25 protein-coding genes and 2 pseudogenes are annotated in these 23,489 nt (G+C 72.3%); 14 read left to right on the top strand and 13 right to left on the bottom strand.

Annotated features, from left to right (window positions below; all coding sequences use genetic code 11):
- Positions 1 to 68 precede the first annotated feature (68 nt).
- Positions 69 to 1,346, top strand: a complete 1,278-nt coding sequence (locus OG625_RS14605; protein WP_329380311.1) for a thymidine phosphorylase — start codon at positions 69 to 71, stop codon at positions 1,344 to 1,346.
- Between the two features lie 57 nt (positions 1,347 to 1,403).
- On the opposite strand, the gene OG625_RS14600 is transcribed toward OG625_RS14605, so the two are convergent.
- Positions 1,404 to 2,018, bottom strand: a complete 615-nt coding sequence (locus OG625_RS14600; protein ID WP_329380308.1) for a hypothetical protein — start codon at positions 2,016 to 2,018, stop codon at positions 1,404 to 1,406.
- Between the two features lie 56 nt (positions 2,019 to 2,074).
- Between OG625_RS14600 and OG625_RS14595 the strand changes: the two genes are divergently transcribed.
- A complete protein-coding gene (locus OG625_RS14595) occupies positions 2,075 to 2,416 on the top strand; it encodes an STAS domain-containing protein (RefSeq protein WP_329380305.1) in 342 nt (113 codons plus the stop codon).
- On the opposite strand, the gene OG625_RS14590 is transcribed toward OG625_RS14595, so the two are convergent.
- Both OG625_RS14590 and OG625_RS14585 read right to left on the bottom strand, forming a co-directional pair.
- Positions 2,312 to 3,316 (bottom strand): sigma-70 family RNA polymerase sigma factor, encoded by a 1,005-nt coding sequence (locus OG625_RS14590; protein ID WP_329380302.1) that lies wholly within the window; start codon positions 3,314 to 3,316, stop codon positions 2,312 to 2,314. The genes OG625_RS14595 and OG625_RS14590 overlap by 105 nt on opposite strands.
- Before the next feature lie 93 nt (positions 3,317 to 3,409).
- Positions 3,410 to 4,723: an MFS transporter gene (locus OG625_RS14585; protein ID WP_329380299.1), complete on the bottom strand. Its 1,314-nt coding sequence runs from the start codon at positions 4,721 to 4,723 to the stop codon at positions 3,410 to 3,412.
- Positions 4,724 to 4,822: 99 nt separating this feature from the next.
- Here OG625_RS14585 and OG625_RS14580 point away from each other — a divergent pair, with 99 nt between their 5' ends.
- Both OG625_RS14580 and OG625_RS14575 read left to right on the top strand, forming a co-directional pair.
- Positions 4,823 to 5,764: a LysR family transcriptional regulator gene (locus OG625_RS14580; protein WP_329380296.1), complete on the top strand. Its 942-nt coding sequence runs from the start codon at positions 4,823 to 4,825 to the stop codon at positions 5,762 to 5,764.
- Between the two features lie 87 nt (positions 5,765 to 5,851).
- Entirely contained in the window at positions 5,852 to 6,904 is a 1,053-nt protein-coding gene (locus OG625_RS14575) for a hypothetical protein (RefSeq protein ID WP_329380293.1), read from the top strand.
- Positions 6,905 to 7,100: 196 nt separating this feature from the next.
- On the opposite strand, the gene OG625_RS14570 is transcribed toward OG625_RS14575, so the two are convergent.
- The gene (locus OG625_RS14570; RefSeq protein ID WP_329380291.1) at positions 7,101 to 8,159 is read right to left on the bottom strand and encodes a LuxR C-terminal-related transcriptional regulator; all 1,059 of its coding nucleotides are present in this window, start codon (positions 8,157 to 8,159) and stop codon (positions 7,101 to 7,103) included.
- Positions 8,160 to 8,572: 413 nt separating this feature from the next.
- Here OG625_RS14570 and OG625_RS41445 point away from each other — a divergent pair.
- Together OG625_RS41445 and OG625_RS14560 are read left to right on the top strand one after the other, a co-directional pair.
- Positions 8,573 to 9,136, top strand: a pseudogene (locus OG625_RS41445) (ATP-grasp domain-containing protein); the annotation flags it as partial.
- Between the two features lie 235 nt (positions 9,137 to 9,371).
- Entirely contained in the window at positions 9,372 to 9,665 is a 294-nt protein-coding gene (locus OG625_RS14560; protein WP_329380286.1) for a hypothetical protein, read from the top strand.
- Here the strand turns inward: OG625_RS14560 and OG625_RS14555 are convergent.
- Both OG625_RS14555 and OG625_RS14550 read right to left on the bottom strand, forming a co-directional pair.
- Positions 9,641 to 10,012, bottom strand: a complete 372-nt coding sequence (locus OG625_RS14555; protein ID WP_329380284.1) for a cupin domain-containing protein — start codon at positions 10,010 to 10,012, stop codon at positions 9,641 to 9,643. The two genes, OG625_RS14560 and OG625_RS14555, sit on opposite strands and share 25 nt — an antisense overlap.
- A 74-nt stretch (positions 10,013 to 10,086) precedes the next feature.
- Positions 10,087 to 10,809 (bottom strand): prolyl oligopeptidase family serine peptidase, encoded by a 723-nt coding sequence (locus OG625_RS14550; RefSeq protein ID WP_329380282.1) that lies wholly within the window; start codon positions 10,807 to 10,809, stop codon positions 10,087 to 10,089.
- Between the two features lie 114 nt (positions 10,810 to 10,923).
- On the opposite strand from OG625_RS14550, the gene OG625_RS14545 reads away from it, so the two are divergent.
- From OG625_RS14545 to OG625_RS14535, 3 genes are all read left to right on the top strand, one after another.
- Positions 10,924 to 12,072 carry an adenosine deaminase gene (locus tag OG625_RS14545; RefSeq protein ID WP_329380280.1) on the top strand — a complete coding sequence of 383 codons (1,149 nt, stop codon included), beginning with the start codon at positions 10,924 to 10,926 and terminating at the stop codon, positions 12,070 to 12,072.
- A gap of 139 nt (positions 12,073 to 12,211) precedes the next feature.
- Positions 12,212 to 12,475 carry a hypothetical protein gene (locus tag OG625_RS14540; protein ID WP_329380277.1) on the top strand — a complete coding sequence of 88 codons (264 nt, stop codon included), beginning with the start codon at positions 12,212 to 12,214 and terminating at the stop codon, positions 12,473 to 12,475.
- 117 nt (positions 12,476 to 12,592) lie between these two features.
- Positions 12,593 to 13,354 carry a hypothetical protein gene (locus OG625_RS14535; RefSeq protein ID WP_329380274.1) on the top strand — a complete coding sequence of 254 codons (762 nt, stop codon included), beginning with the start codon at positions 12,593 to 12,595 and terminating at the stop codon, positions 13,352 to 13,354.
- A gap of 24 nt (positions 13,355 to 13,378) precedes the next feature.
- Here OG625_RS14535 and OG625_RS14530 read toward each other — a convergent pair whose 3' ends face one another.
- Together OG625_RS14530 and OG625_RS14525 are read right to left on the bottom strand one after the other, a co-directional pair.
- Positions 13,379 to 13,579, bottom strand: coding sequence for a PspC domain-containing protein (locus OG625_RS14530; protein WP_329380272.1), 201 nt, complete (start codon positions 13,577 to 13,579; stop codon positions 13,379 to 13,381).
- A gap of 37 nt (positions 13,580 to 13,616) precedes the next feature.
- Positions 13,617 to 14,195, bottom strand: coding sequence for a VanZ family protein (locus tag OG625_RS14525; RefSeq protein ID WP_329380269.1), 579 nt, complete (start codon positions 14,193 to 14,195; stop codon positions 13,617 to 13,619).
- 170 nt (positions 14,196 to 14,365) lie between these two features.
- Between OG625_RS14525 and OG625_RS14520 the strand changes: the two are divergent.
- Positions 14,366 to 15,448: pseudogene (locus OG625_RS14520) on the top strand (calcium-binding protein); the annotation flags it as partial.
- A gap of 51 nt (positions 15,449 to 15,499) precedes the next feature.
- On the opposite strand, the gene OG625_RS14515 reads toward OG625_RS14520, so the two are convergent.
- The 3 genes from OG625_RS14515 to OG625_RS14505 all read right to left on the bottom strand — a co-directional run bounded on the left by OG625_RS14515 (position 15,500) and on the right by OG625_RS14505 (position 17,873).
- Positions 15,500 to 16,138 carry a PH domain-containing protein gene (locus OG625_RS14515; protein ID WP_329380267.1) on the bottom strand — a complete coding sequence of 213 codons (639 nt, stop codon included), beginning with the start codon at positions 16,136 to 16,138 and terminating at the stop codon, positions 15,500 to 15,502.
- A gap of 25 nt (positions 16,139 to 16,163) precedes the next feature.
- Positions 16,164 to 16,787 carry a class F sortase gene (locus tag OG625_RS14510; RefSeq protein ID WP_329380264.1) on the bottom strand — a complete coding sequence of 208 codons (624 nt, stop codon included), beginning with the start codon at positions 16,785 to 16,787 and terminating at the stop codon, positions 16,164 to 16,166.
- A 111-nt stretch (positions 16,788 to 16,898) separates the two neighbouring features.
- Positions 16,899 to 17,873, bottom strand: a complete 975-nt coding sequence (locus OG625_RS14505) for a hypothetical protein (RefSeq protein ID WP_329380261.1) — start codon at positions 17,871 to 17,873, stop codon at positions 16,899 to 16,901.
- A gap of 243 nt (positions 17,874 to 18,116) precedes the next feature.
- Here OG625_RS14505 and deoC point away from each other — a divergent pair, with 243 nt between their 5' ends.
- The 3 genes from deoC to OG625_RS14490 are packed head-to-tail and all read left to right on the top strand — an operon-like array spanning position 18,117 to position 21,410.
- Complete coding sequence (gene deoC / locus OG625_RS14500; protein ID WP_329390671.1) at positions 18,117 to 19,079, top strand: deoxyribose-phosphate aldolase; 963 nt, start codon at positions 18,117 to 18,119, stop codon at positions 19,077 to 19,079.
- Positions 19,080 to 19,084: 5 nt separating this feature from the next.
- Positions 19,085 to 20,521, top strand: coding sequence for an aldehyde dehydrogenase family protein (locus OG625_RS14495; protein ID WP_329380259.1), 1,437 nt, complete (start codon positions 19,085 to 19,087; stop codon positions 20,519 to 20,521).
- Entirely contained in the window at positions 20,514 to 21,410 is an 897-nt protein-coding gene (locus OG625_RS14490) for an aldehyde dehydrogenase family protein (protein ID WP_329380256.1), read from the top strand. Before OG625_RS14495 ends, OG625_RS14490 begins: the two co-directional genes overlap by 8 nt.
- 61 nt (positions 21,411 to 21,471) lie before the next feature.
- On the opposite strand, the gene OG625_RS14485 is transcribed toward OG625_RS14490, so the two are convergent.
- The gene (locus tag OG625_RS14485) at positions 21,472 to 21,822 is read right to left on the bottom strand and encodes a hypothetical protein (protein WP_329380254.1); all 351 of its coding nucleotides are present in this window, start codon (positions 21,820 to 21,822) and stop codon (positions 21,472 to 21,474) included.
- Positions 21,823 to 21,886: 64 nt separating this feature from the next.
- Between OG625_RS14485 and OG625_RS14480 the strand changes: the two genes are divergently transcribed.
- Positions 21,887 to 22,591 (top strand): uridine kinase family protein, encoded by a 705-nt coding sequence (locus tag OG625_RS14480; RefSeq protein WP_329390669.1) that lies wholly within the window; start codon positions 21,887 to 21,889, stop codon positions 22,589 to 22,591.
- On the opposite strand, the gene OG625_RS14475 is transcribed toward OG625_RS14480, so the two are convergent.
- Positions 22,588 to 23,478, bottom strand: a complete 891-nt coding sequence (locus tag OG625_RS14475) for a hypothetical protein (protein ID WP_329380251.1) — start codon at positions 23,476 to 23,478, stop codon at positions 22,588 to 22,590. The genes OG625_RS14480 and OG625_RS14475 overlap by 4 nt on opposite strands.
- Between the last annotated feature and the right edge of the window lie 11 nt (positions 23,479 to 23,489).

Here is a 23,489-nt window from a genome sequence, read left to right as displayed (position 1 = left end):
CCCCTGGGCGGGGGGCCGTCGTAATTCCGGTAAACCCCTCTATCTATGCGCGTAGAAAGAAGCACCACATGGACGTCATCTCCGTCATCCGGACCAAGCGGGACCGCGGCGAGCTGAGCCCCGAGCAGATCGACTGGGTCATCGACGCGTACACGCGCGGTGTCGTCGCCGACGAGCAGATGGCGGCGCTGGCGATGGCCATCCTCCTCAACGGCATGAACCGCACCGAGATCGCCCGCTGGACCGCCGCGATGATCGCCTCCGGCGAGCGCATGAACTTCGACGCGCTCTCCCGCCCGACCGCCGACAAGCACTCCACCGGCGGCGTCGGCGACAAGATCACCCTGCCGCTGGCCCCCCTCGTCGCCGCCTGCGGCGCGGCCGTCCCGCAGCTGTCGGGCCGCGGCCTCGGCCACACCGGAGGCACCCTCGACAAGCTGGAGTCCATCCCCGGCTGGCGCGCGCTGCTCTCCAACGAAGAGATGATGCACGTCCTGGACACCACGGGTGCGGTCATCTGCGCGGCGGGCGACGGCCTGGCCCCGGCGGACAAGAAGCTCTACGCGCTGCGCGACGTCACGGGCACCGTGGAGGCCATCCCCCTCATCGCCTCCTCGATCATGTCCAAGAAGATCGCCGAGGGCACGGGCTCGCTCGTCCTGGACGTGAAGGTCGGCACCGGCGCCTTCATGAAGAACATCGAGGACGCCCGCGAGCTCGCCCGCACCATGGTGGGCCTCGGCACCGACTCCGGCGTCAAGACGGTCGCCCTGCTCACCGACATGTCCACCCCGCTCGGCCTGACCGCCGGCAACGCGCTGGAGGTCCGCGAGTCGGTCGAGGTGCTGGCCGGCGGCGGCCCGGCGGACGTGGTCGAGCTGACCATCGCCCTGGCGCAGGAAATGCTGGAAGCGGCGGGCATCAAGGACGCCGACCCGGCGAAGGCCCTGGCCGACGGCTCCGCGATGGACCACTGGCGCCGGATGATCGCGGCCCAGGGCGGCGACCCGGACGCGGCCCTGCCGGTGGCCCGCGAGCAGCACGTGGTCACGGCCGCCTCCTCGGGCGTCCTGACCCGCCTGGACGCCTACGGCGTCGGCGTGGCCGCCTGGCGGCTCGGCGCGGGCCGCGCCCGCAAGGAGGACCCGGTGCAGGCGGGCGCGGGCATCGAGCTCCACGCCAAGCCGGGCGACACGGTCACGGCCGGGCAGCCGCTGATGACCCTGCACACGGACACCCCGGAGAAGTTCGACTACGCCCTGGCCTCCCTGGAGGGCAGCCACGACATCGCCCCGGCGGGCACCCCGTTCTCCGCCACGCCGATCGTCCTGGACCGCATCGCCTGAGTCCGGGCCCTGGTTTCGTCGGCGCGGCTCCCCGTCCGGAGCCGCGCCGGCGTCTTTTCACAGGCCCGGCAGGGCCTCCCCGGGCTCCGGCTCCCGCCGCTGCTCCAGCCAGTACAGGTAGCCGCGCAGGTACGCCTCCAGGCCGTCGTCGATGTAGGCGATGAAATCCCGGTGGCCCTGCGCGGCGTCGTGGTAGTGGCCCAGGTACTGCGGGTCGGCGTTGTACCCCCAGTGGGGGTGGGTGTCGGCGCCCCAGTCGGCGGCGATCGCGACGGCCCATTCGCGGACCCGGCCCCGGTCGTCCCACCAGTCGCGGACGCCCTCCACGGTCCAGTGGTCGTCGCCGTCCCAGTTGTAGCCCTGGTACAGCTCCAGCGCGGCCCCGCACATCACGTCGAAGACCTGGGACTCGTCCGTCGGCTGGCGGAAGACGAACACGCGGCCGAAGCCCCCGCCGTGATCGTCGTCGTAGCAGATGTGGTTCGGGGCGTCCATGCGCCCGAGGGCCATCTCGTCGGTCTCGCCGGCGTAGAAGGGGCCCGGCACATTGCGCCAGTTCCGGTCTTCCCACTGTCCCTTGAACATCTCGGCGTTCAGGTAGGACTCGGTCTCGGATATCCGTCGGGCGGTGGGCATCGGGTCCCAATACGCGGGCTGGTGCGCGGGGTTCATCGCGCCATTGTGCGCACCCGCCGATGAATTCGCGCAGGCCGGGGAGTCATCCCCGCATGGAGATGATCCGACTCGTGCTGCCCGGACCCGCCCCGACGGCACAGGACACCGCGCGGCTGTGCGCCCGCCTGGCCCGGCTCTACGAGGACGGGGCGACGGCGGTGGAGTGCGATGCCGGCGCCGTCACCGCGCCCGGGCTCGCCGCCGTGGAGGTGCTGGCCCGGCTGCGGCTGACCGCCCGAGGTCACGGCGGGGCCTTCACCGTGACCGGCGTAGGCCCCGCCTACCGCGCGCTACTGGGCCTCGTCGGTCTCGTCGAGCTGCTCGGGGAGCCCGAAGAGCGGGAACCACCGGGCGGTGTCCAGGAAGGCGTTGAGCCCGACGATCTTCCCGTCTGAGATCTCCAGGACCTGGAGCGCCCACGGGGTGTGGCCCGTCCCCGACTCTGCCGGGCGGTACTGGCCGAAGGCCGGCATGCCGTTCGCCGTCGTCGGGATCAGGCGGGAGCCCTTGCAACCCATGCCCTGGTTCAGGTGCCACGCCGCGATGTCGGCGTGGCCCTGCAGCCACAGGTCGAACGGCGGCATCGACAGCACCGCGTCCTCGTGGAGGAGGGTGGTGAGCCGGGTGATGTCGTAGGCCTCGAAGGCGGACAGGTACTGCTCCAGCAGCTTCGCCTGGTCCGCGTCCAGCGGGTCCGCCGGATCGCTGTCGCGGATCCCGTGCGAGGCCAGCGTGGCCCGGGCCCGCTGCAGGGCGCTGTTCACCGAGGCCACCGTGGTCTCCAGCAGCGCGGCCACCTCGTCGGCCTTCCAGGCCAGCACCTCGCGCAGGATCAACACCGCCCGCTGCTTCGCAGGCAGGTGCTGGAGCGCCGCGACGAACGCCAGCCGGACGGATTCCTTCGCCAGGGCCATCTCCGCCGGGTCGGCGGTCTGCGGCAGCACCCGCCCGTCCGGAACCGGCTCCAGCCAGGTCACCTCGGACCGTTCGTTCAGCACGGCGGAGGCCTGGTGCTGCGGGGCGGTCAGGTCCATCGGGCGGGCCCGCTTGTTCCCCGCGTTCAACAGGTCCAGACACACGTTGGTGGCGATCCGGTACAGCCACGACCGCAGCGACGACCGGCCCTCGAACTTCTCGTAGCTCCGCCAGGCACGGATGTACGTGTCCTGCACGGCGTCCTCGGCATCGAAGGACGAGCCCAGCATCCGGTAGCAGTAGCCGGTGAGCTCCACCCGGTACCGGTCCATCGCCGCATCGAGGTCGAGGTCCTGCGGTGTCGTCGCGAGGTCGCTCATGATGGTCTTCCCCCAGATAGCTCCGATACTTCGGAAACTACCCGAGGGCTCTGACAACGGCAGCCCGAACGGCCGACACCGGCGGTACGCGTCTCAGCGCGCGGCGGCCGTCATCCGGGCCGCCGCCCCGACCGGAAGGCGCCGCTCCGCACGGGCCACGCGCGATCCGTACAGGGTGATCGACACGACGCCCAGCACCGCCAGCAGCGCGATGCCCACGGTCGCGGCCCATCCCGCCGAGTGGTAGGCGAGGGCACCCAGGGTGCCGCCCGCGCTGGAGCCCAGGTAGTACGCGGACTGGTAGAGGGCGGAGGCCTGGGCCCGGCCCGTCTTCGCCGTCCGGCTCACCGCCGAGGAGGCGACCGCGTGCCCCGCGAAGAAGCCCGCGGTGATCAGCACCAGGCCCAGCAGGATCGCGGCCAGCGAATCCGCCAGCGACAGCAGCAGCCCCAGCGCGGTGGTGGTCACCGCCAGGTACAGCGCACCGCGCCGCCCCGTCCGGGCCACCAGCTGACCTGCGGCCGCGGAGGAGACCGTACCGACCAGGTAGATCAGGAAGATCGACCCGATCACGCCCTGCCCGAGCGAGAACGGCTCGTCGACCAGGCGGTAGCCGATCACCGTGTACACCGCGCCGAACACGGTCATGAACAGCGCGCCGATCCCGTACAGCCGCAGCAGCAGCGGATCGCGCAGGTGACCGGCGACGGTACGGCCCACCGCGCGCGGGTTCAGCGACGCCGGCCGGAAGAACCGCGCCCGCGGCAGCAGCACCAGGAACGCCACCGCGCAGACCAGCGACATCAGCGCCACGGCGCCCAGCCCGGCCCGCCAGCCCCACACCTGGGCCGCCCAGCCCGTGACGAGGCGACCGCTCATGCCGCCGATGGAATTGCCCGCCACGAACAGGCCGATCGCGGCGACGAGCGCCTTCGGCTTGACCTCCTCCGCGAGGTACGCCATCGCGGAGGCCGGGATCCCCGCGATCGCCGCGCCCTGGACGGCGCGCAGCGCGATCAGCCACTCCAGGCTCGGCGCGAGCGGGATCAGCAGGCCGACGCCCACCGCCACCACCATCGACCAGGTCATCATCCGGGTCCGCCCGAACCGCTCGGACAGCGCGCTGAGCGGCAGGACGAACAGCGCGAGCGCGCCGGTGGCCGCGGACACCGTCCAGCTGGCCTGACCCGCCGTCACGCCGAAACCGGCGGAGATCGCGGGCAGCAGGGCCTGGGTGGAGTAGAGGAGGGCGAAGGTCGCCAGCCCGGCGGCGAAGAGCGCGAGGCTCATCCGGCGGTAGCCGGGGCGGCCGGGGGAGTGCGGTGTGCCGTCTTGATCAAGGGGGGCCGGGGACGACGGGGTGGAGGCACCCGTGGTGACGGGTGCCCCGGTATGAGCGGGAGGCATGCGAAAACCGTATGCCCGCCGAGTTTGATGCGTCCAATGCACAGAATCGCGATAATCGATCCACTCATGCATCAGCACAGCTCAGGGCGGCGCCTGTCTATGAACCGTTACGAAGAAGACTTGTCCGTGACACGTTTGCTGGCGCCCCGCCTCGCGTACTTCGCGGCCGTCGCCCGGCACGAGCACGTCACGCGCGCCGCACACGAGTTGGGCGTCCCGCAGTCCACCCTCTCCCGGGCGATGGTCCGACTCGAAGAGGACCTGGGCGTCACCCTGTTCGCCCGCAAGGGCCGCACCGTCGCCCTCACCACGGCCGGCCGCACCTTCCTGGCCTCCGCCGAACAGGCCCTCGACGGCATCGCCCGCGCCGCCGAATCCGTCCAGCACGACGCCGACCCGGCCTTCGGCAAGGTCGCCTTCGGCTTCCTGCACACCCTGGGCCCCGAGACCGTACCCGGCCTCATCCGCGCGTTCCGCGCCGACCACCCGCGCATCCGCTTCTCCCTCGTCCAGAACTACGGCGAGGCCATGCTGGACAAACTCCGCTCCGGCGAACTCGACCTCTGCCTCACCTCGCCCGTCCCGGACGCCCCCGACCTCGTGGCCCGCCGCCTCGACGAACAGCGCCTGCGCCTGGTCGTCCCCGAAGACCACCGCCTCGCCGTCCGCAAGCGCATCCGCCTCGCCGAGGCCGCGGAGGAAACCTTCGTCACCCTCGAACCCGGCTACGGCCTGCGCCGCATCACCGACGACCTGTGCGCGGAGGCCGGCTTCACCCCCAGGGTCGCCTTCGAGGGCGAGGAGGCCGAAACCCTGCGCGGCCTGGTCGCCGCCGGCCTGGGCGTGGCCCTCCTGCCCCCGCCGGCCGTGCCCCGCCCGGGCGTGGTCGAACTGACGGTCACCGCCCCGCGCGCGGTCCGCGAGATCGGCGTCGCCTGGCTCGACGGCCACCCGGACACCCCGCCGGTGGCGGAGTTCAAGCGCTTCCTGCTCTCCCGCAGGGGACGCCTGATCCCGGACCTGGAGCCACCCGCGGCCTGAGGGGGCCCGCGCGCCCGAAAACCGGTGGACCCGCCGCGGCCCGGGCGGGGAGGATTCCGGGGTTGCCGGGGCCGAGGGGGAGCTTGTTTGGACGTGTTCACGTGCGCCGGGTGCGGTACGGAGCTGACGGCGCCGGTGGCCCGGCGGGCCCTTCCCGTCCACACCGGCTACGCGGGCTGGGAGGAACTGCACCCGCCGCTGATGGATCCGGCGACGTACGCAGTCGACCCCCGACCCTCGGGCCCGCCCTGGCGGTTGTGGGACGAGGTCGGGGAAGAGGCAGCGGCCGCCCAGGGCATCCACGCGCCGGTGTACTCGGTGTCCTTCGGACCGCGGGGCAGGATCGCCATCGCCCCGGGCGACTCCCGGAACATGGTCCTGATCCCCGAGAAGTGCGCGGGCTACTGCCGGGGGGTGGACGGCCGCGACGGACCCAATCTGGCCTGCGAGGGCTGTGGGAGCGCGGTGGCGACCCGGACGGACGACTGCGGTCTGTGGCAGGCGGTGTGGCTGGAGCCCGACGCCGTGCGGCGCGTGCCCTCGGGCCTGCCCGCCGCCCCGCCGCCGGGCTGGGACGACCTCCTGAGCGCGCCGGAGCGGATCCCGCCGGTCGAACCGGACGGATCGTGGAGCCGCCGCTGGGAGGCCGCGGTCGGGGTGGCACTGGCCCACCTGCTGGTGGCCTCCGAGGGCCGGCCGGTGGTCCTCCCCGCAGGCCCCGTCGCGGAGCTGCTCGGCGACGCCGTCGCCAGGGCCCTGGCGGCCGGGCCCCCGGCCCTCTCCGTGGCCCTCGCCGGGCCGGGGGTCACGCCACCCGGGCCGGCCGCCGCGGACATCCTGCTCGTCCCGCGCCACCCGCTGACCGGGGAGCCGTGGCGGCCCCCGTCCGGGGCGGCGGAGGTCGTACCGCTGGACACGGGAGTCTGGGCGTACCTCGCCCTCCCCGGGGAAACCTCGCCGATGCCGGCGACCGGCACGCTGCCGGAGGGCGTCCTGCGGGACGACTACCCGCTGCCGCCCCTCCCGTGGCGCCGCTTCGAGGTCCACCACAAGGCCGTCACGGGCACCCTCGTCCAACTGCCCGCCGTCCGCCGCCCCTGGCTCCGCGCCTACTACGACCGTCACCGCGGCCCGTACTAGTCCCCCGGTTCAGACCGGCACCCCAGGCCCGGACGGGGCCGGGTGTGTGGCGGGGCGTCCCCGCAGGGCGTCGAACACAACCACGCTCAGCCCACCGACCCCTCGCCACGTTCGACGCCCGAGGAGACGCCCCGGGGCGGCCCGGCCACGGCCGGGCCGCCCCGCGCGCACCCGGCCCGACCCGAACGGAAGGGCCCTAAGGACCCGCGTCCGTGCCCGCGTCCGGCGGGTTGGTGGTCGGAGCTGCGGCCGGGCGCAGCAAGTACCCGGCCTGGAAGCGGGACTTGGCCCCGACCGCCCGCATGATCTCCGCGATGTGCCGCTGACAGGTCCGCTCCGACATGCCCAGCCGCCGCGCGATCACCTTGTCCTCCAGCCCCTCCGAGAGCAGCCGTACGATCGTCTGCCGCAGCTCGTCCGACAGGGACCGGGCCGCCTCCGGGCTCACCGAGGTCGGGAACGGTTCCGCGCCCAGCCAGGAGCGCTCGAAGGCCGCCGTCATGAAGTGCACGACGTTCGGCTCGCGTACCACCAGCGCCGCCCCGCTGCGGTCCGGCACCGCCATCAGGCCCGTGTGGTCGTCGAAGACCAGCATCCGCATCAGCCCGTCGCCCAGCGTCCGTACCTGCGCCCCCAGGGCCGTCACCCGCTCCACGTACGCCGCCGTGGGCCGCGAGTAGCGCGCCGTGTGCTGGTAGATCGTCCGCATCCGGACCCCGCGCGAGAGGAGGGACTCGTCCCGCCCGATCGCCTCCTCCAGGGTCTCTCGCGGCCTGCCCCCGCCCGGCTGCGAGGTCAGCAGTTCCCGCTCGCAGGCCGCGACCAGCTCGATGATCAGCCCCCGTACCGCCCCGAGGTCGGTGACCAGCTCCAGGCGCCCCGAGGCGCTCAGGTCCCGGTGCGCGGTCCCGGCCTCGTACGCCGGCACCAGCGCCTCCAGCCGCCCGCGCAGCCGGTCCATCTCGTCGTGGGTCTCCCGTACGAGCAGGGCCAGCGGGGCCAGCGCCCGGGCCGCGGCCGCCCGGGGCGCCACCGCGCTCCAGCGCTCGGGGCCGCCGCCCGGGGCCCGCTGGAGCAGGTGCGCGGCGGCCAGCTCGGTGATCGCGGTGGCGGCGCGAACGCCGAGTGCCTGGGCGGCCTCCCCGGCGTCGAAGGCGTTCCGCTCGACCGCGAACGCGTACAGGCGCCGGGCGGCGGGGCTCAGTTCCCCCGCTTCCGCCGCCTCCCCCGCTTCTCCGGCTGCATCGGTTGGCATATGCGTATTCGTCCCTGAATGAAGCGATCTGTAAACCCCTCGTGTTCCCGCAAGGCGGCAAGACGACCCCTGCCCCGCGGCATTCGGCATATGCCGAAGAGGCACAGTGTCAGCACGGCGTGAGGGGGGAGCGCGGTATGCGGCAGCGACGCGGTCACCAGTGGGCCGACGGAGGGCGGGAGCCCGTGGCTGTCCTGCTGAGCCCGCGACCTGCCGTGGTGGCGGCCGCCCGCCCGGGGGCACTCCCCCAGCCTCCGGCCGGGGGTACCCCCACCCAGCGGTAGCTGGGGGAGGGTGCGCACACCGTGGTGGTCGCGCCGGATCCATCGGTGCCATCCGACCGTGAGGGGGCGGAGCGGCGGGTACGGACGGACTGGCGCGACCACCGCCACCTCATCGGGGCCTTAGGGCGCATGGAGGCGGTCCGCCGCGGCCGCGCCGCCGTGTTCGGCTTCGACGCCGCCGGGGCCCTCGCGGCAGCCCGCGCCAACGAGGAACTCGGACTGCCCGGCACCCCCACCGCGGCCGTCACCGCGCTCATGGACAAGGCCGCCCTGCGCGCCCGCTCCAACACCCTGCACCCCGCCCGGCCGGTGTCCTTCGCCCGCTGCGGCCGCGCCGAGACGCTCCCCTTCATCACCACCCTGATCGGCTACCCGTGCGTGATCAAGCCCCGCGCGGGCGCCGACGGCGAGGGGATCCGGCTCGTCTACGACGAGGCCGAGGCCCGGGCCGCCGCCCGCGGCTACCCCGAGGTCACCGACCTGCTCGTCGAGGAGTACCTCGAAGGCCCGGAGCTCACCGTCGAAGCCCTCTCCCGCGCGGGCCGCCACCGCATCCTCGGCTGGGCCCGCCGCCGCACAGACCCGGGCCCCTTCCTCGCCGCCGCCGGCCACGACCTGCCCGTCGCCCTGGACCCGCGCACCGCGGAAGCCGTACGGGCCCTCGTGCGCGGCGTCCTCGACCTCGCCGGCCACCGCCACGGCCCGTCCCACACCGAGGTCATCCTCACCTCGCACGGCCCCCGCCTCGTCGAGGCCCACGCTCCCCCAGCCACCGCTGGGAGGGACCCCCAGCCCCGGCGGCGAGGAGTTCAGCCGGCTGCTCCGGCTCGCGAACGGCACCGACGTCCTCGGCCTCGCCCTCGCCTCCGGACTGGGCCTGCCCGACCCGGCGCGCAGCCCGCGCGCCACCCACGCCGGACTCCGGTACGTGGACTTCCCGCCCGGCCCGCTCCCGGGCGGCGTCCGCCCCCGGCTCTCCGCCGCCCGCTCCGTGCCGGGGGTGGTCCGGGTGCAGCTGGAGATCCCGCCGGGCGCCGTGGTCCGGCGCGCCCCGACGGGCGCGCTGCACCACGCGTACGTCCTCGCGACCGCCCCGACGCCGGGCGGCCTGGCCCGCGTACTCGACCGGGCGGTCACGCTCCTCGGGCAGAACCCGCCGCAGGGCCGGCCGCAGAACCCACCGCAGCGGCGGACGCGTCAGCCGGACGCCGGCTTCGCGTAGTCCGTGTAGCCGGTCCAGTCCAGCGCGACGCAGGGCTCGTCACCCAGGACCCAGGCATCGTGCCCGGGTGCGATCTGGATGAAGTCGCCCGGACCGACTTCGGCGCTCTCCCCGTCGTCCATGACGACCTTCATGCGGCCGCTCGCGATGTACCCGGTGTGGGCGGACTGGCAGCTGTCCGTGCCGGCGATCGGCTTGACGTGCAGCGACCAGCGCCAGCCCGGCTCGAAGACGGCGCGACCGACCGCCCCGCCCTCGGTGTTGAAGAGGTCCAGCCTGCCCGTACCGGCTTCGAACGGCCGGGTCTCGTCCGGCTTGTCGAAGTTCCTGTGCAGCAGTCCGCCCATGGTCCATCGCCTCCGGGAGAGAGGTGAACACCCCGAGTCCATTCCTCACGGTACGCCCGGGGGCCCGGGCCCGCTCATCCCCTCAGCGACCGCCCGAAGCCGGAGGCCAGCGGCATCCGCAGGCCCAGCGGGGGCGGGGCGGCGAGGGCGTCCGTGACGGGGCGCGAGTACCGGCCCGAACCGAGGGCGCCCAGGACGAAGTCCACGGCCAGCGCCACCACTTCCGCCTGGTGCTCGCGCAGCCCGTGCCCGTCCGAATGCACTTCGAACCGGCAGGTAGAACGATTCGCCTTCTTCGCCCGCGCCGCCAGCCGGAAGGAGCTCTCCGGGTCGCTGCGCGCGTCGTTGGTGCCGTGGACGATCAACACCTGTCGGCCGGACAGCTGTTTCACCGGTTCAGGGGAGTCCGCGGCGGCGGCTTCCCCTAAGGAAGGGGCCATCGCCAGAACGGAGTTGACGGCCTCGTGTCCCGCCGCCCGCAGTGCGGCCAGGCCACCCACGTCGTACCCGGCCAGGCACACCGGCACGTCTCCGTACCGTCGCCCCACCTCGTCCGCGGCCCACCGCGCCTGCTCCTCCCGGGCGGCTCCGCCGCCGTGCACCACGGTGTGTGCCACCAGCCCGTCCGCCGCTCCCGCCCGGCCCAGCGCCCGCGCGAGCGGGCGCATCGGACCGGGGGAGAATCTGGACGCCCCGGGAAGCAGGAGCACCACACCACTGACCGTCGATACCGAGCCGTTCGCGCCGGCCGCCCGCCCCAGACGGGCCCCGCGCGCCGGCGGCGCATGCTGTGCCATGGCGGAACATTCTCAGACCCCGAGGTGTACGCCATCCGTCCGCACGGTCACTGTTACATATCGGCGGCCCCCGTCGGCACCCCGCTCTACGCGCGTAGGAGCTAGAGTGCCCAGATGACGAGCGAGACCCCTACCCTGCCGACCCCGGATCAGATCCGCCGCTCCCCGAAGGTGCTCCTCCACGACCACCTCGACGGTGGGCTGCGCCCCGGGACCATCATCGAGCTGGCCCGCGAGGTCGGTTACGAGAACCTCCCCGAGACCGACGCCGACAAGCTCGGCATCTGGTTCCGCGAAGCCGCCGACTCCGGCTCCCTGCCGCGCTACCTGGAGACGTTCGCGCACACCTGCGCGGTCATGCAGACCAAGGCGGCCCTGTACCGGGTCGCCGCGGAATGCGCCGAGGACCTGGCCGAGGACGGCGTCGTGTACGCCGAGATCCGTTACGCCCCCGAACAGCACCTGGAGAAGGGGCTGACCCTCGAAGAGGTCGTGGAGGTCGTGAACGAGGGCTTCCGCGAGGGCGAGCGCCGCGCGAAGGCCAACGGCCACCGCATCCGCGTCGGCGCCCTGCTGACCGCGATGCGCCACGCCGCCCGCGCGCTGGAGATCGCGGAGCTGGCCAACCGCTACCGCGACAACGGTGTGGTCGGCTTCGACATCGCCGGCGCCGAGGCCGGGTTCCCTCCCACCCGCCACCTCGACGCCTTCGAGTACCTCAAGCGCGAGAACAACCACTTCACCATCCACGCGGGCGAGGCCTTCGGCCTCCCGTCGATCTGGCAGGCCCTGCAGTGGTGCGGCGCCGACCGCCTCGGTCACGGCGTGCGGATCATCGACGACATCGAGGTCGCCGACGACGGTTCCGTGACCCTGGGCCGGCTGGCCTCGTACGTCCGGGACAAGCGCATCCCCCTGGAGATGTGCCCGACGTCGAACCTGCAGACGGCCGCGGCCCCCTCGTACGCCGAGCACCCGATCGGTCTGCTGCGGAAGCTGCACTTCAGGCTCACGGTCAACACCGACAACCGCCTGATGAGCGGCACCAGCATGAGCCGCGAGTTCGAGCACCTGGTCGACACCTTCGGCTATTCGCTGGACGACATGCAGTGGTTCACCGTCAATGCGATGAAGTCCGCGTTCATTCCTTTCGATGAACGACTCGCCATGATCAACGAGGTGATCAAGCCGGGTTACGCGGAGCTGAAGTCCGAGTGGCTCTTCCAGCAGACCGCCTCCACCAGCGGTTCCGTCACGGCGTAGGCCATGGCGTGACGTACTGAAAGCGCCCGGGAGGGGCAATTCCCGGGCGCTTTCTCGTATTTAAGGATGTTTGCGGGCGGGGGTTTGAAGTGACTAGTTTGCGGAGCCGCTCAATTCCCCGTCGCAAGGACGATTTTTCATGAAGCAGTCAGCTGCCAAGACCCTCGGTGTCGCCGCTCTCGGTGCCGCCTTCGCCGCCGTCGCCGCCGGTACCGCCTCGGCCGTAGTGCCGGCCGTCGGCCTCACCGACACGCTGGGCACCGCCACCACCGCTGTCCAGGGCCTCACCAGCCAGCAGCACATGGGCGCCGAGGATGGCCAGCAGTCGAGCGACCCGGGCGCCGCGCTCGGCCCGGTGACCGAACTGGTCGGCGGCCTGCCGCTCAACGGCCTCGGCGGCTGAATCCGTACGCGCGAACACGTGGCGCACACCCCTTCGAGCGGGTGGGCGCCACGTCGCGTCGTATGCCACGATCATCGCCAACTGCCCACCGACGCACGCGGTATTGAGGTCTCGGTCATGCGCAAGAAGGCACGAGCGACGATGGTCGCGCTGGTCCCCGCCCTGCTGTTCGCGGCGGTGGGGTGCAGCAGCGAGGACACCCCCGCCACCGGCAAGGGCCCGGACCCGAAGGGGTCCTCCGGCACGCCCGCCGCCTCGGCCGCCGCCGGAGCGCCCGCCCCGCCCGGATCGGCCGCGCCGAAGACCGGCGGGAGCAGGCTTGAGCGGTCCGCGCTGGAGCCGGGCGACCTGGCCGGCTATCAGATCTCCGCCCAGGGCAAGAACCCGAACGCCCCCGACGGCCAGCCGCAGGCCGACAAGAAGGCCTGCCAGCCGCTCGCCGACATCATGGGCGACGCACCGGACCCGGCCGCACGCGCGACCGTCAACCGGGGCATCGGCTCCCAGAAGCAGGTCGGACTCGCCGTCTCCGCCTCCGTCAGCTCCTACGCCGAGGGCGACGCGAAGGCACTGATCGCCCGGCTCAAGGCCGCCGTGGCCGCTTGCGGTACGGGCTTCTCCGCCACCGTCGAGAAGCAGAGCGCCGGCTACCGCGACGTACGGGCCGCCGACTACCGCACGACCGGTGACGAGAGCGTCAGCTGGACCACGACCGCGGCCGGCCAGGGCGTCTCGGCGCAGGTCCACCTGGTCGTCGTGCGCGAGGGCGACACCATCGTGCGGCTGATGGCCCTCAACGTGGCGTCGGCCCAGCAGCAGGCGCGGGTGCCGCAGGAAGTGGCCGACAAGCAGCTGGAAAAGGTCGAGCGGGCCGCCTGACCCGCTCCCCCCGTGCCCGGCTCGTCACCAGGCGGTGGACGCGGACTTCTCGTTCGGCAGGAGCAGCCACAGCGCCAGGTAGACCAGGAACTGCGGGCCGGGCAGCAGGCACGAGGCGACGAATATGACCCGCATCGTGTTGGCCGACATTCCGAAGCGGCGCGCCAGTCCTGCGCACACTCCGCCGATCATTCGGCCGTCACGGGGGCGGACAAGGGCGCTCATGGGTTCTCCTTCGTCGGTTTCGCGTTCTTGCGATGTCTCAATATTCGCGCGGAACCGTCGACAGGACGTCGGTCCAGGGGCCGAGCCCGACCCTGGTAATTTTCGGGGTCGCCCCCTGATAAACGGCGTGTGAGCGGCGCAGCCGGGCCCGCAGCGCCGGTACGACGGCCACGTGCGCGAGCAGGACGCCGAGGGTGTTCAGCAGGACCGAGTCCACGTCGACCACCTGTCCGGGGACGGCGGTCTGGAGCATCTCGATGCTCACGGAGACCAGCGCGCCCGCGGCGGCGGTCCGGGCCAGAGAGGACCACGCGGACAGCGCCGACGGCGCGAGCTGCCCGCTGACCAGCGGCAACAGCACCCCGAGCGGGGCCAGCAGAGCCAGTCCCTCCCCGAGCCGCCGGAGCCCTTCGAGGGGGCCGGCGGCGAAGTCCGCCCCGATCCCCTCCAGCGGGGTCAGATTGGGGGCCGCGGCCCACGGCACGTCGAGCGGGCGGAGGGTCAGCCAGCCGACGACCAGGAGATGAGCGGCCAGCAGGACCCCGGCCAGGATCCGGAGCCGGAAGGGGACGGCGGGGGCGGTGCCGGTGCTTTCGCCGGCCTCATTGCGCTGCACACCTGCGAGGACGCACCATCCGGCGGCGCCGGTTCCGCCGGTCGGGCGGGCTCGATGAGGAACGTATGAGAATCCGATCGGATGAAATCACCGCGACCGGCGACGAGTCACCTCCACGGGTCACCGGAGATCACCCACAGTGATCGCGACACTCCTGGAAGGGGAAATCCATGCTGCGAGATCGCAGAGCCGTCCGCGCGATGGTGGCCACGGTCAGTACGCAGGTCCTGGTCGCGGCCCTGTTCGGGCTTGGCGCGACCGAGGCCGCCGCCGCGACGCCCACGTGCTTCGACGCGGCCGCCACGACCACGGTCGGCACGCCCGGTGACGACGTGATCATCGGCACGCCCGGAGTCGATGTCATCGACGGCGGTGGCGGCAACGACACCATCTGCGGCCTCGGCGGGAACGACGTCCTGATCGGCGGCGCCGGCCGCGACCGGCTCTCCGGCGGAGCCGGGGACGACCAGCTCGACGGCGGAGCCGACGAAGACGGCCTCGTCGGTGACGAATGGGCCCTCACCGGGGACGTCACCAGCGCCACGGGCCGCGACCGGCTGTCCGGCGGCGCCTCCTTCGACGCCCTCTGGGGTGACCACGTGGCCGTTCAGGGCACCGCCCGGGGCGCGTCGTCCGACGTGCTCCTCGGCGGGGACGAGGGCGACCAGCTCGTCGGTGACAGCTCGGGCGACTACGCGGTCGGCGGCGCCGCCGACCGCATCGACGGCGGCGGCGGCAGTGACGCGATCACCGGAGACTCGTTCGGCTTCTTCGGGGCATCGGGCGCCGGGGACGACGTCCTGCTCGAAGGGCCGGGCGACTTCGGCTGCGTGGTGGGCGACAGCGAGTCCCTGGGGAACGTGAGCGGCACGGGCGGCGACGACATCATCAGCCTGGGCGACGACGGTGGTTTCTGCGCCACCGGCGACCACGGCTCGTACCAGGGCAGCGCGACCGGATCCGGGAACGACGTGATCACGGGTGGTACCGGGGTGCTGGAGATCAACGAGGAACTCATCGGGGACAGCTTCTTCATCGACCCGGCGGGCGCGACCGCGGGCAACGACGTGATCGACGGTCGCAACGGCAACGACAACATCTACGGCGACAACTTCACCTTCCCGACCGGGAGCGTGGGCCCCGGCGGCCGGGACAGGATCCTCGGCGGATCAGGTGACGACCGCCTCCGCGGCGGACCGGCCGACGACACCCTCCTCGGCGGGGCCGGCACCGACGACTGCGACGGCGAAGCCGGCACGGACATCGAGGTCGGCTGCGAGGCCGCGGCAGCAGCCGCCGGGACCTCAGCCGACCGAGAGCAGCACGATCAGCAGCAGCGCACCGGCCACGGCTGGCGCGAGGATCTCGTACGACCACTGCACCCGAACGGAGCCCTGCGCGCCGGCCCGCGAGGCACCGCGCTCCGCCAGCTCCCGTAGCTCGTCCACGACCTGGTCGGCCTTGGCCCGCGGCGGGGCGCCGGGGGTGGCGGCGGCGCCCTCGTCGGGGGCGCTCAGTCCGCGCCCGGTGAGCCCGCCGCGGCGGTTGAACTGCCGGTTCGCCCGCTTCCGCTCCCGCAGCGAGACGGGCACGGACCAGAGCTGGTACTTCGACCCCTCGGCCAGCACTTCCGCCGAGTATCCGGCGCGCACGGCGTCCACGGCCGCCCAGGGCAGTTCGATGATCCGGAAGGGGTTCCGTACGCGCATCCGGTCGTCATTGGCGAAGACGGCCGGGCGGATGGTGAACGCCACGATCAGCGGTACGACGAGCAGCGCGACCGCCAGCGCGATCCACGGGGTGTTGCCCGCACCCCGCACCACCGCGTCCCCGCACAGCCACGCGGTCAGGGCCAGCAGCAGCACCCCGGTGACCACGGACATGGAGGAGCGGTAGACCCGGTCGTCGTACACCGGTTCATCAGGAGGCTGCTGGCTGCTCATGCGGTCGATTCTGCCCCACGCCGTCTCAGCTGACGAGATCGGCGTAGACGATGATGTTGTCGGGCCGATGGCCGTCGGTGATTTCGCCGCCGCAGGTGATCACGCGCAGCTCGGGGCGGGTGGTATTGCCGTAGACCTTGGCGGTGGGGAAGCTCTTCTTGTCGACCTGCTCCAGTTCGCGCACCCGGAAGACGGCGGTGCTGCCGTCCGCGCGGGACACGGTGATCTCGTCACCCGTGTGCACCTTGGAGACGTCCTTGAGCACGGCGGGGCCTCGCGCCGTGTCGAAGTGGCCGATCAGGACGGCGGGGCCGGTCTGGCCGGGGGTGACGCCCTTCGTGTACCAGCCGATCTTGTCCCCGTCGGCCACGGAGGGGACCTCCACGGTGCCGTCGCCGGCCAGCCCGAGCTTCAGCACGGGCGACGCGTCGACACCGGCCGCGGGGATCCGTACGCGTACGGGCTCCGAGGCGGGCAGCGGGGCGGCGTGCGCCGCGCCGGGCGCCGGGGGCGCGGTGGTCGGCGTGACGGCGGGAGGCGCGGCCGCCGGGTCCGCGGGCGGGGTGGGGGAGGCCGCGGCGCCGCACCCGGTGGTCAGGGCGGCCGCGAGGAGGACGGCGGCGAGCAGGGGGCGTACGCGGTGGGACATGGGGTGCTCCGGGAAGCGGGCCGGGCGGGCCACCGTGGAGGTGGCCCGCCCGGGGGAGGGACGGAAGCGGACGGCGGCCGGGCCGGGGCCCGGCGCGGTGACCGTGCCGGGTCAGCCGTGGTTGCGGCGGCCGCGGTGCATGAGGGTGGCGCCGATCGCGGCGAGGATGGCGATGAGGCCGGCGCCGGCGGCCGCGCTGGTGGTGTTGTCGGTGTCCGCGACGGTCTCGACGGGGAGTTCGGCGCCGGCGGCCACCGGGCCCTGCGGGACGACGGTGGTCTGACCCGTGGTCTGGGCCTTCTTCTCACCCGAGGCGGAGGGGGTGGTGGAGGGCTTCGGCGCCGGCTTGCCGGACCCCGCCTCCGTGACCTTGTAGTCGAGCTTGCAGCCCTTGGGGAGCGCGGGGAAGGAGGCCGTGAGGACCGGGACGTTCGCGCCGCCCTGGTTCTTCCACTCGAAGACCGGCTTGGCGCCGCTCGGGTTCGCGATGCGCAGGTAGTAGTCGTCCGTGCCCTTGGGGTGCGTGCGGTCCAGCGTGCGCGACCAGCCGCTGGCCGGCTCAGTGTGGACGAACGCCTTCGGGCCCTTCGGGGACATGGTCAGGTCGGCGTACACGTTGGCGCCCATCTGGACCTTCTTGACCTCCGAGACGCAGGTGGCGGGGGCCGTCTCGCCCTTCGGCAGGGCGTAGGACTTGGTGACGCCGTTCTTGGTGACCGTCAGGACGGGGTTGGCCGTCGTGGCCTTCGTCAGCTTCAGGGACAGGCCGTTGACCGTGGCGGTGGTCGCCTCGCGGTTCAGCAGGCCCATGACGCGGGTCATGTACGCGTCGCCGGGCTTCCAGTCGGTGCCGACGGCGCGGATCCAGGCCTCGGGGCCCTCGGCCTTGTTGCGCAGCACCGCGACCAGGCCCTCTCCGATGTAGACCGGGCTGCCCGCGTAACGGCTGTTGTCCGTGGTGGTCGCGGAGGCCGCGGCCGGAGTCTCGGCGGTGGCGGCGAACGCGGTGCCGGCGACGGGCGCGAGGAGCGCTCCGGTGACGACGGCCGTGACGAGCGAGGTGCGGAGGGCGAGGGCGGAACGCATAACGACTCCTGAAGCATGGTGAGGAAAGTGGAGGAGAGTCGCATGCCGCGTTGCGTCTGTTCGGTCTGGTTCACCGGGTCAGGTGTGGCGGGCTGCTGAAGAAGAATTTACGGATCTTGTGCGGTCGGATGATCTGCTTCCTGTCATCGCCGCGTAACAGCAACCGAGGGGCCCGATTCCGGTCGAAATCGGGGGAGGGGGGTGACAGGCCGCTACGCGCGTAGATATGCTCATGTGGTGACCATGCCCACCACCCTCACCGCATTCGCTGACGTGACGACGTCCGACAGCGCGCTGCGCCGCTTCCTGCACGGGCTGCCCGGCGTAGACGCCGTCGGCCTGGAGGCCCGCGCGGCCGCCCTCGGCACCCGTTCGATCAAGACGACGGCCAAGGCGTACGCCATCGACCTGGCCATCTCGATGATCGACCTGACGACGCTGGAAGGCGCGGACACCCCGGGCAAGGTCCGGGCGCTCTCCGCCAAGGCCGTCAATCCCGATCCGACCGACCGCACGACCCCGATGACGGCCGCCGTCTGTGTCTATCCCGACATGGTGGCCACCGCGAAGGCCGCCCTGAACGGCGCCGACGTCAAGATCGCCTCCGTCGCGACCGCCTTCCCGGCCGGCCGCGCCGCGCTGCCCGTCAAGCTCGCGGACACCCGTGACGCCGTCGCCGCCGGCGCCGACGAGATCGACATGGTCATCGACCGTGGCGCCTTCCTCGCCGGTCGCTACCTGGAGACGTACGAGCTGATCAAGGCCATCAAGGAGGTCTGCGTCCGCGAGGACGGCAGCGCCGCCCGGCTGAAGGTCATCTTCGAGACCGGCGAGCTGTCGACCTACGACAACATCCGCCGAGCCTCCTGGATCGGCATGCTCGCGGGCGCCGACTTCATCAAGACGTCGACCGGCAAGGTGGGGGTCAACGCCACCCCCGCGAACACGCTGCTCATGCTCGAAGCCGTCCGCGACTTCAAGGCGCAGACTGGAATCCAGATCGGCGTGAAGCCGGCCGGCGGCATCCGGACCACCAAGGACGCGATCAAGTTCCTGGTCCTGGTCAACGAGACCGTGGGCGAGGACTGGCTGAGCAACCACTGGTTCCGCTTCGGCGCGTCCAGCCTGCTCAACGACCTGTTGATGCAGCGCCAGAAGCTGAGCACCGGCCGTTACTCCGGTCCCGACTACGTGACGGTGGACTGATCACCATGGCATCCGCATTCGAATACGCACCGGCTCCCGAGTCCCGCTCGGTCGTCGACATCGCCCCCTCCTACGGGCTCTTCATCGACGGCGAGTTCACCGACGCCGCCGACGGCAAGGTGTTCAAGACCGTCTCCCCGTCGTCCGAGGAGGTCCTCGCCGAGGTCGCCCAGGCGGGCGCCGCCGACGTGGACCGTGCCGTCAAGGCCGCCCGCAAGGCCTTCGAGAAGTGGTCCGCGCTGCCCGGCTCCGAGCGCGCCAAGTACCTCTTCCGCATCGCCCGGATCATCCAGGAGCGCAGCCGCGAGCTGGCCGTCCTGGAGACCTTGGACAACGGCAAGCCGATCAAGGAGACCCGCGACGCGGACCTCCCGCTGGTCGCCGCGCACTTCTTCTACTACGCGGGCTGGGCCGACAAGCTCGACCACGCCGGCTACGGCGCCAACCCGCGCCCCCTCGGCGTCGCGGGCCAGGTCATCCCCTGGAACTTCCCCCTCCTGATGCTCGCGTGGAAGATCGCCCCGGCGCTCGCCACCGGCAACACGGTCGTCCTGAAGCCGGCGGAGACCACTCCCCTCTCCGCCCTCTTCTTCGCGGACATCTGCCGCCAGGCGGGCCTGCCCAAGGGCGTCGTCAACATCCTCACCGGGTACGGCGACGCGGGCGCGGCCCTCGTCGAGCACCCCGACGTCAACAAGGTCGCCTTCACCGGCTCGACGGCCGTGGGCAAGAAGATCGCCCGCCACGTCGCCGGCACCGACAAGAAGGTCACCCTGGAGCTGGGCGGCAAGGGCGCCAACATCGTCTTCGACGACGCCCCCATCGACCAGGCCGTCGAGGGCATCGTCAACGGCATCTTCTTCAACCAGGGCCAGGTCTGCTGCGCCGGATCGCGCCTCCTCGTCCAGGAGTCGATCCACGACGAGCTGCTGGACTCCCTCAAGCGCCGCCTCTCCACCCTCCGCCTCGGCGACCCGCTCGACAAGAACACCGACATCGGCGCGATCAACTCCGCCGAGCAGCTCGCCCGGATCACCGCGCTCGCGGAGACCGGCGAGGCCGAGGGCGCCGAGCGCTGGTCCCCGGCGTGCGAGTTGCCGTCCGCCGGCTACTGGTTCGCCCCGACGCTCTTCACGAACGTCACCCAGGCGCACACCGTCGCCCGCGACGAGATCTTCGGCCCGGTGCTGTCCGTGCTGACCTTCCGTACGCCCGACGAGGCCGTCGCCAAGGCCAACAACAGCCAGTACGGCCTGTCCGCCGGCATCTGGACGGAGAAGGGCTCGCGGATCCTCGCGGTCGCGGGCAAGCTCCGCGCGGGTGTCGTCTGGGCCAACACGTTCAACAAGTTCGACCCGACCTCGCCCTTCGGCGGCTACAAGGAGTCGGGCTTCGGCCGCGAGGGCGGTCGCCACGGCCTGGAGGGCTACCTCGATGTCTGAGCAGCAGACGCGCCTGAACGTCTTCAAGACCTACAAGCTGTACGTCGGGGGCAAGTTCCCCCGCTCCGAGAGCGGCCGGGTGTACGAGGTGACCGACTCCAAGGGCAACTGGCTGGCCAACGCCCCGCTGTCGTCCCGCAAGGACGCGCGTGACGCGGTCGTCGCGGCCCGCAAGGCCTTCGGCGGCTGGGCCGGCGCGACCGCGTACAACCGCGGGCAGATCCTCTACCGCATCGCCGAGATGCTGGAGGGCCGCCGCGAGCAGTTCGTGCGCGAGGTCGGCGAGGCGGAGGGCCTGTCCAAGTCCAAGGCGGGCGCCGTCGTGGACGCGGCCATCGACCGCTGGGTCTGGTACGCGGGCTGGACCGACAAGATCGGCCAGATCGTGGGCGGGGCCAACCCGGTCGCGGGCCCCTTCTTCAACCTCTCCACCCCCGAGCCGACCGGTGTCGTCACGGTCGTCGCCCCGCAGGCCTCGTCCTTCCTGGGCCTGATCTCGGTGATCGCCCCGGTGATCGCGACCGGCAACACCGTCGTGGTCATCGCGAGCGAGAAGTCCCCGCTCCCCGCCCTCTCCCTGGGCGAGGTGCTGGCCACCTCCGACCTGCCGGGCGGCGTGGTCAACGTCCTGTCCGGCAAGGCCGCCGAGATGGGCCCGCACCTGGCGTCCCACCAGGACGTCAACGCGATCGACCTGGCGGGCGCCGACCCGGCGCTGGCCAAGGAGCTGGAGATCGCCGCGGCGGACAACCTCAAGCGCGTCCTGCGTCCACAGCCTGTGGACGACTGGAGCGCCGACCCGGGCACGGCGCGCATGACGGCCTTCCTGGAGACCAAGACGGTCTGGCACCCCACGGGCTCGCTGGGCTCCGGCGGGTCCTCGTACTAGGACCCGCCCCCCGAAACCGGCCCCGGCAGCAATCCCCCGTGCTGTCGGGGCCTTTCCGTACCTACGCCTGGGGGAGCACCGGCCCGAGCAGCGAGGACACCGCGGCGGTCGGCAGCTCGCCGACCGAGGAGCCGCGCGTCAGGCTGCCCGTGACCATGCCCGTACCGACGGACGGGAAGTCCGCGACCTTGGTGGCGACCCCGTTGTCGAGCGGGTCCACGCCGGTCTGCGCGAGCGGGTTCACCTTGAGGTTCGCGACCGGGTTCGCCACCCCGGCCAGGGCGGCCGGCACGTCGAGCTCACCGGCCTGCGCACCCCCCGCGGCCATCGCCAGGGCCGCGCCGGCCATCGAGACCGTCAGCCCGGCGCTGCGGAGCCGGTTCGGTACGGAAGGGGCTGCGTGACGTGCCATGGGAATCCCGCCCTGAGGTGCCTGGAGTGGTAGTCGCGTGCGCACGCAGCGTAGTCGAGGTGTGATACTCGATACCAACTGGTCGCCGGAGGGATCCCCTACCCGGGGGAATGGTTCAGACTGGTGTCCCGTGAGCTGTTCTTCTCCTTCGCCGACGCGTGTCGTCCTGCTGACCGGGCCCTCGGGCTCCGGCAAGTCCTCGCTGGCCGCCCGCTCGGGCCTGCCCGTGCTGCGCCTGGACGACTTCTACAAGGAGGGTGACGACCCGACCCTGCCGCTGGTCGAGGGCAGCTCCGACATCGACTGGGACTCCCCGTTGTCGTGGGACGCGGAGGTCGCCGTCGCGGCCGTCGCCGAGCTGTGCCGCACCGGCCGTACCGAGGTCCCGGTGTACGACATCGCGACCAGCTCCCGCACCGGCAGCGACACGCTGGACATCTCGCGGACCCCGCTGTTCATCGCCGAGGGGATCTTCGCGGCCGACATCGTGGCCCGCTGCCAGGAGCTCGGCCTGCTCGCCGACGCGATCTGCCTGCGCGGACGCCCGTCCACCACCTTCCGGCGCCGCCTCGCCCGCGATCTGCGCGAGGGGCGCAAGTCCGTCCTCTTCCTGCTGCGCCGGGGCCTGCGCCTGATGCGGGCCGAGCGCGGCATCGTCGCCCGGCACGTCGCGCTGGGCGCGCACGCCTGCGGCCGCGACGAGGCCCTGGGCCGCCTCGCGGCGGCGGCCGCCGGCCGCCACCGCTCGGCCAGCGCGGCCGCCGCCTAGTTGACGCAGCCGGGGACGGGCTGGGGTCCGGCGCAGTTGTTGCTGACCCCGTCGACGGTGTTGTTGACGATCGGGGACCGGTTGACCGTCACGGGGATCCGGTTGTAGATGCCACCGCCTTCGCCGCCTCCGTCCGCGTTGTTGAAGCTGATCGTGGAGCGGTTCAGCCGCAGGATGCCGCCGTCGTTGTTGATACCGCCGCCCTGCCCGCCGGGCGCGCTGTTCTGGGTCACCGTGGAACCGTTCAGGGTTGCCGGGCCGGAGTTCACGAGGAGGAGTCCGCCACCGAATTGACCGGTGTTGAGGCTGACCGTCGAATTGTTCAGCCGGAGCGTGCCCCAGTTCATGATGCCGCCGCCGAAGCCGGCGAGGCCGTTCGAGTTCGGGACGCCGGCGGTGTTTGCGGTCACCGTCGACTGGTTCAGCGACAGACTGGCGCCGGGGGCGTTGTGGATGCCGCCGCCTTGGCCGGTGCCGCCGCCGGTGAAGTTCGCCGTGTTCCCGCTGACGGTGACGCGGTTGAGTGACAGCGTGCCGCTGTTGAAGATGCCGCCGCCGTTGCTCGCGGAGCCGCCGCTGACGGTCAGCCTGTTCACCGACACCGTGACGCCCGCGGTGACAGTCAGCGTGGTGCCGGTGCCGCCGCCGCCCAGCGTGGCACCCGTCGTCCCCGCCAGGGTCAGGCTCTTGTCGACGGTGAAGTTGCCCGTGCAGGTCCCCGACACCTGGAGCGCCGTTCCCGGGGTGGCTGCGTCGATCGCGTCCTGCAGGTTGTCGGTCGGGCAGTTCACCACCGTCGCGGCGGCCGCTTCCGGTACCGCCCCGAGCAGGGCGACCGTACCCGCCGCCACCGCCACCGCAGCCATCCGGACCTTTGTCCTGAACATGCACGTCCTCC

The organism is Streptomyces sp. NBC_01351, assembly GCF_036237315.1.
Taxonomy (GTDB): Bacteria; Actinomycetota; Actinomycetes; order Streptomycetales; family Streptomycetaceae; genus Streptomyces.
This window is presented reverse-complemented; position numbering and strand designations above follow the sequence as displayed.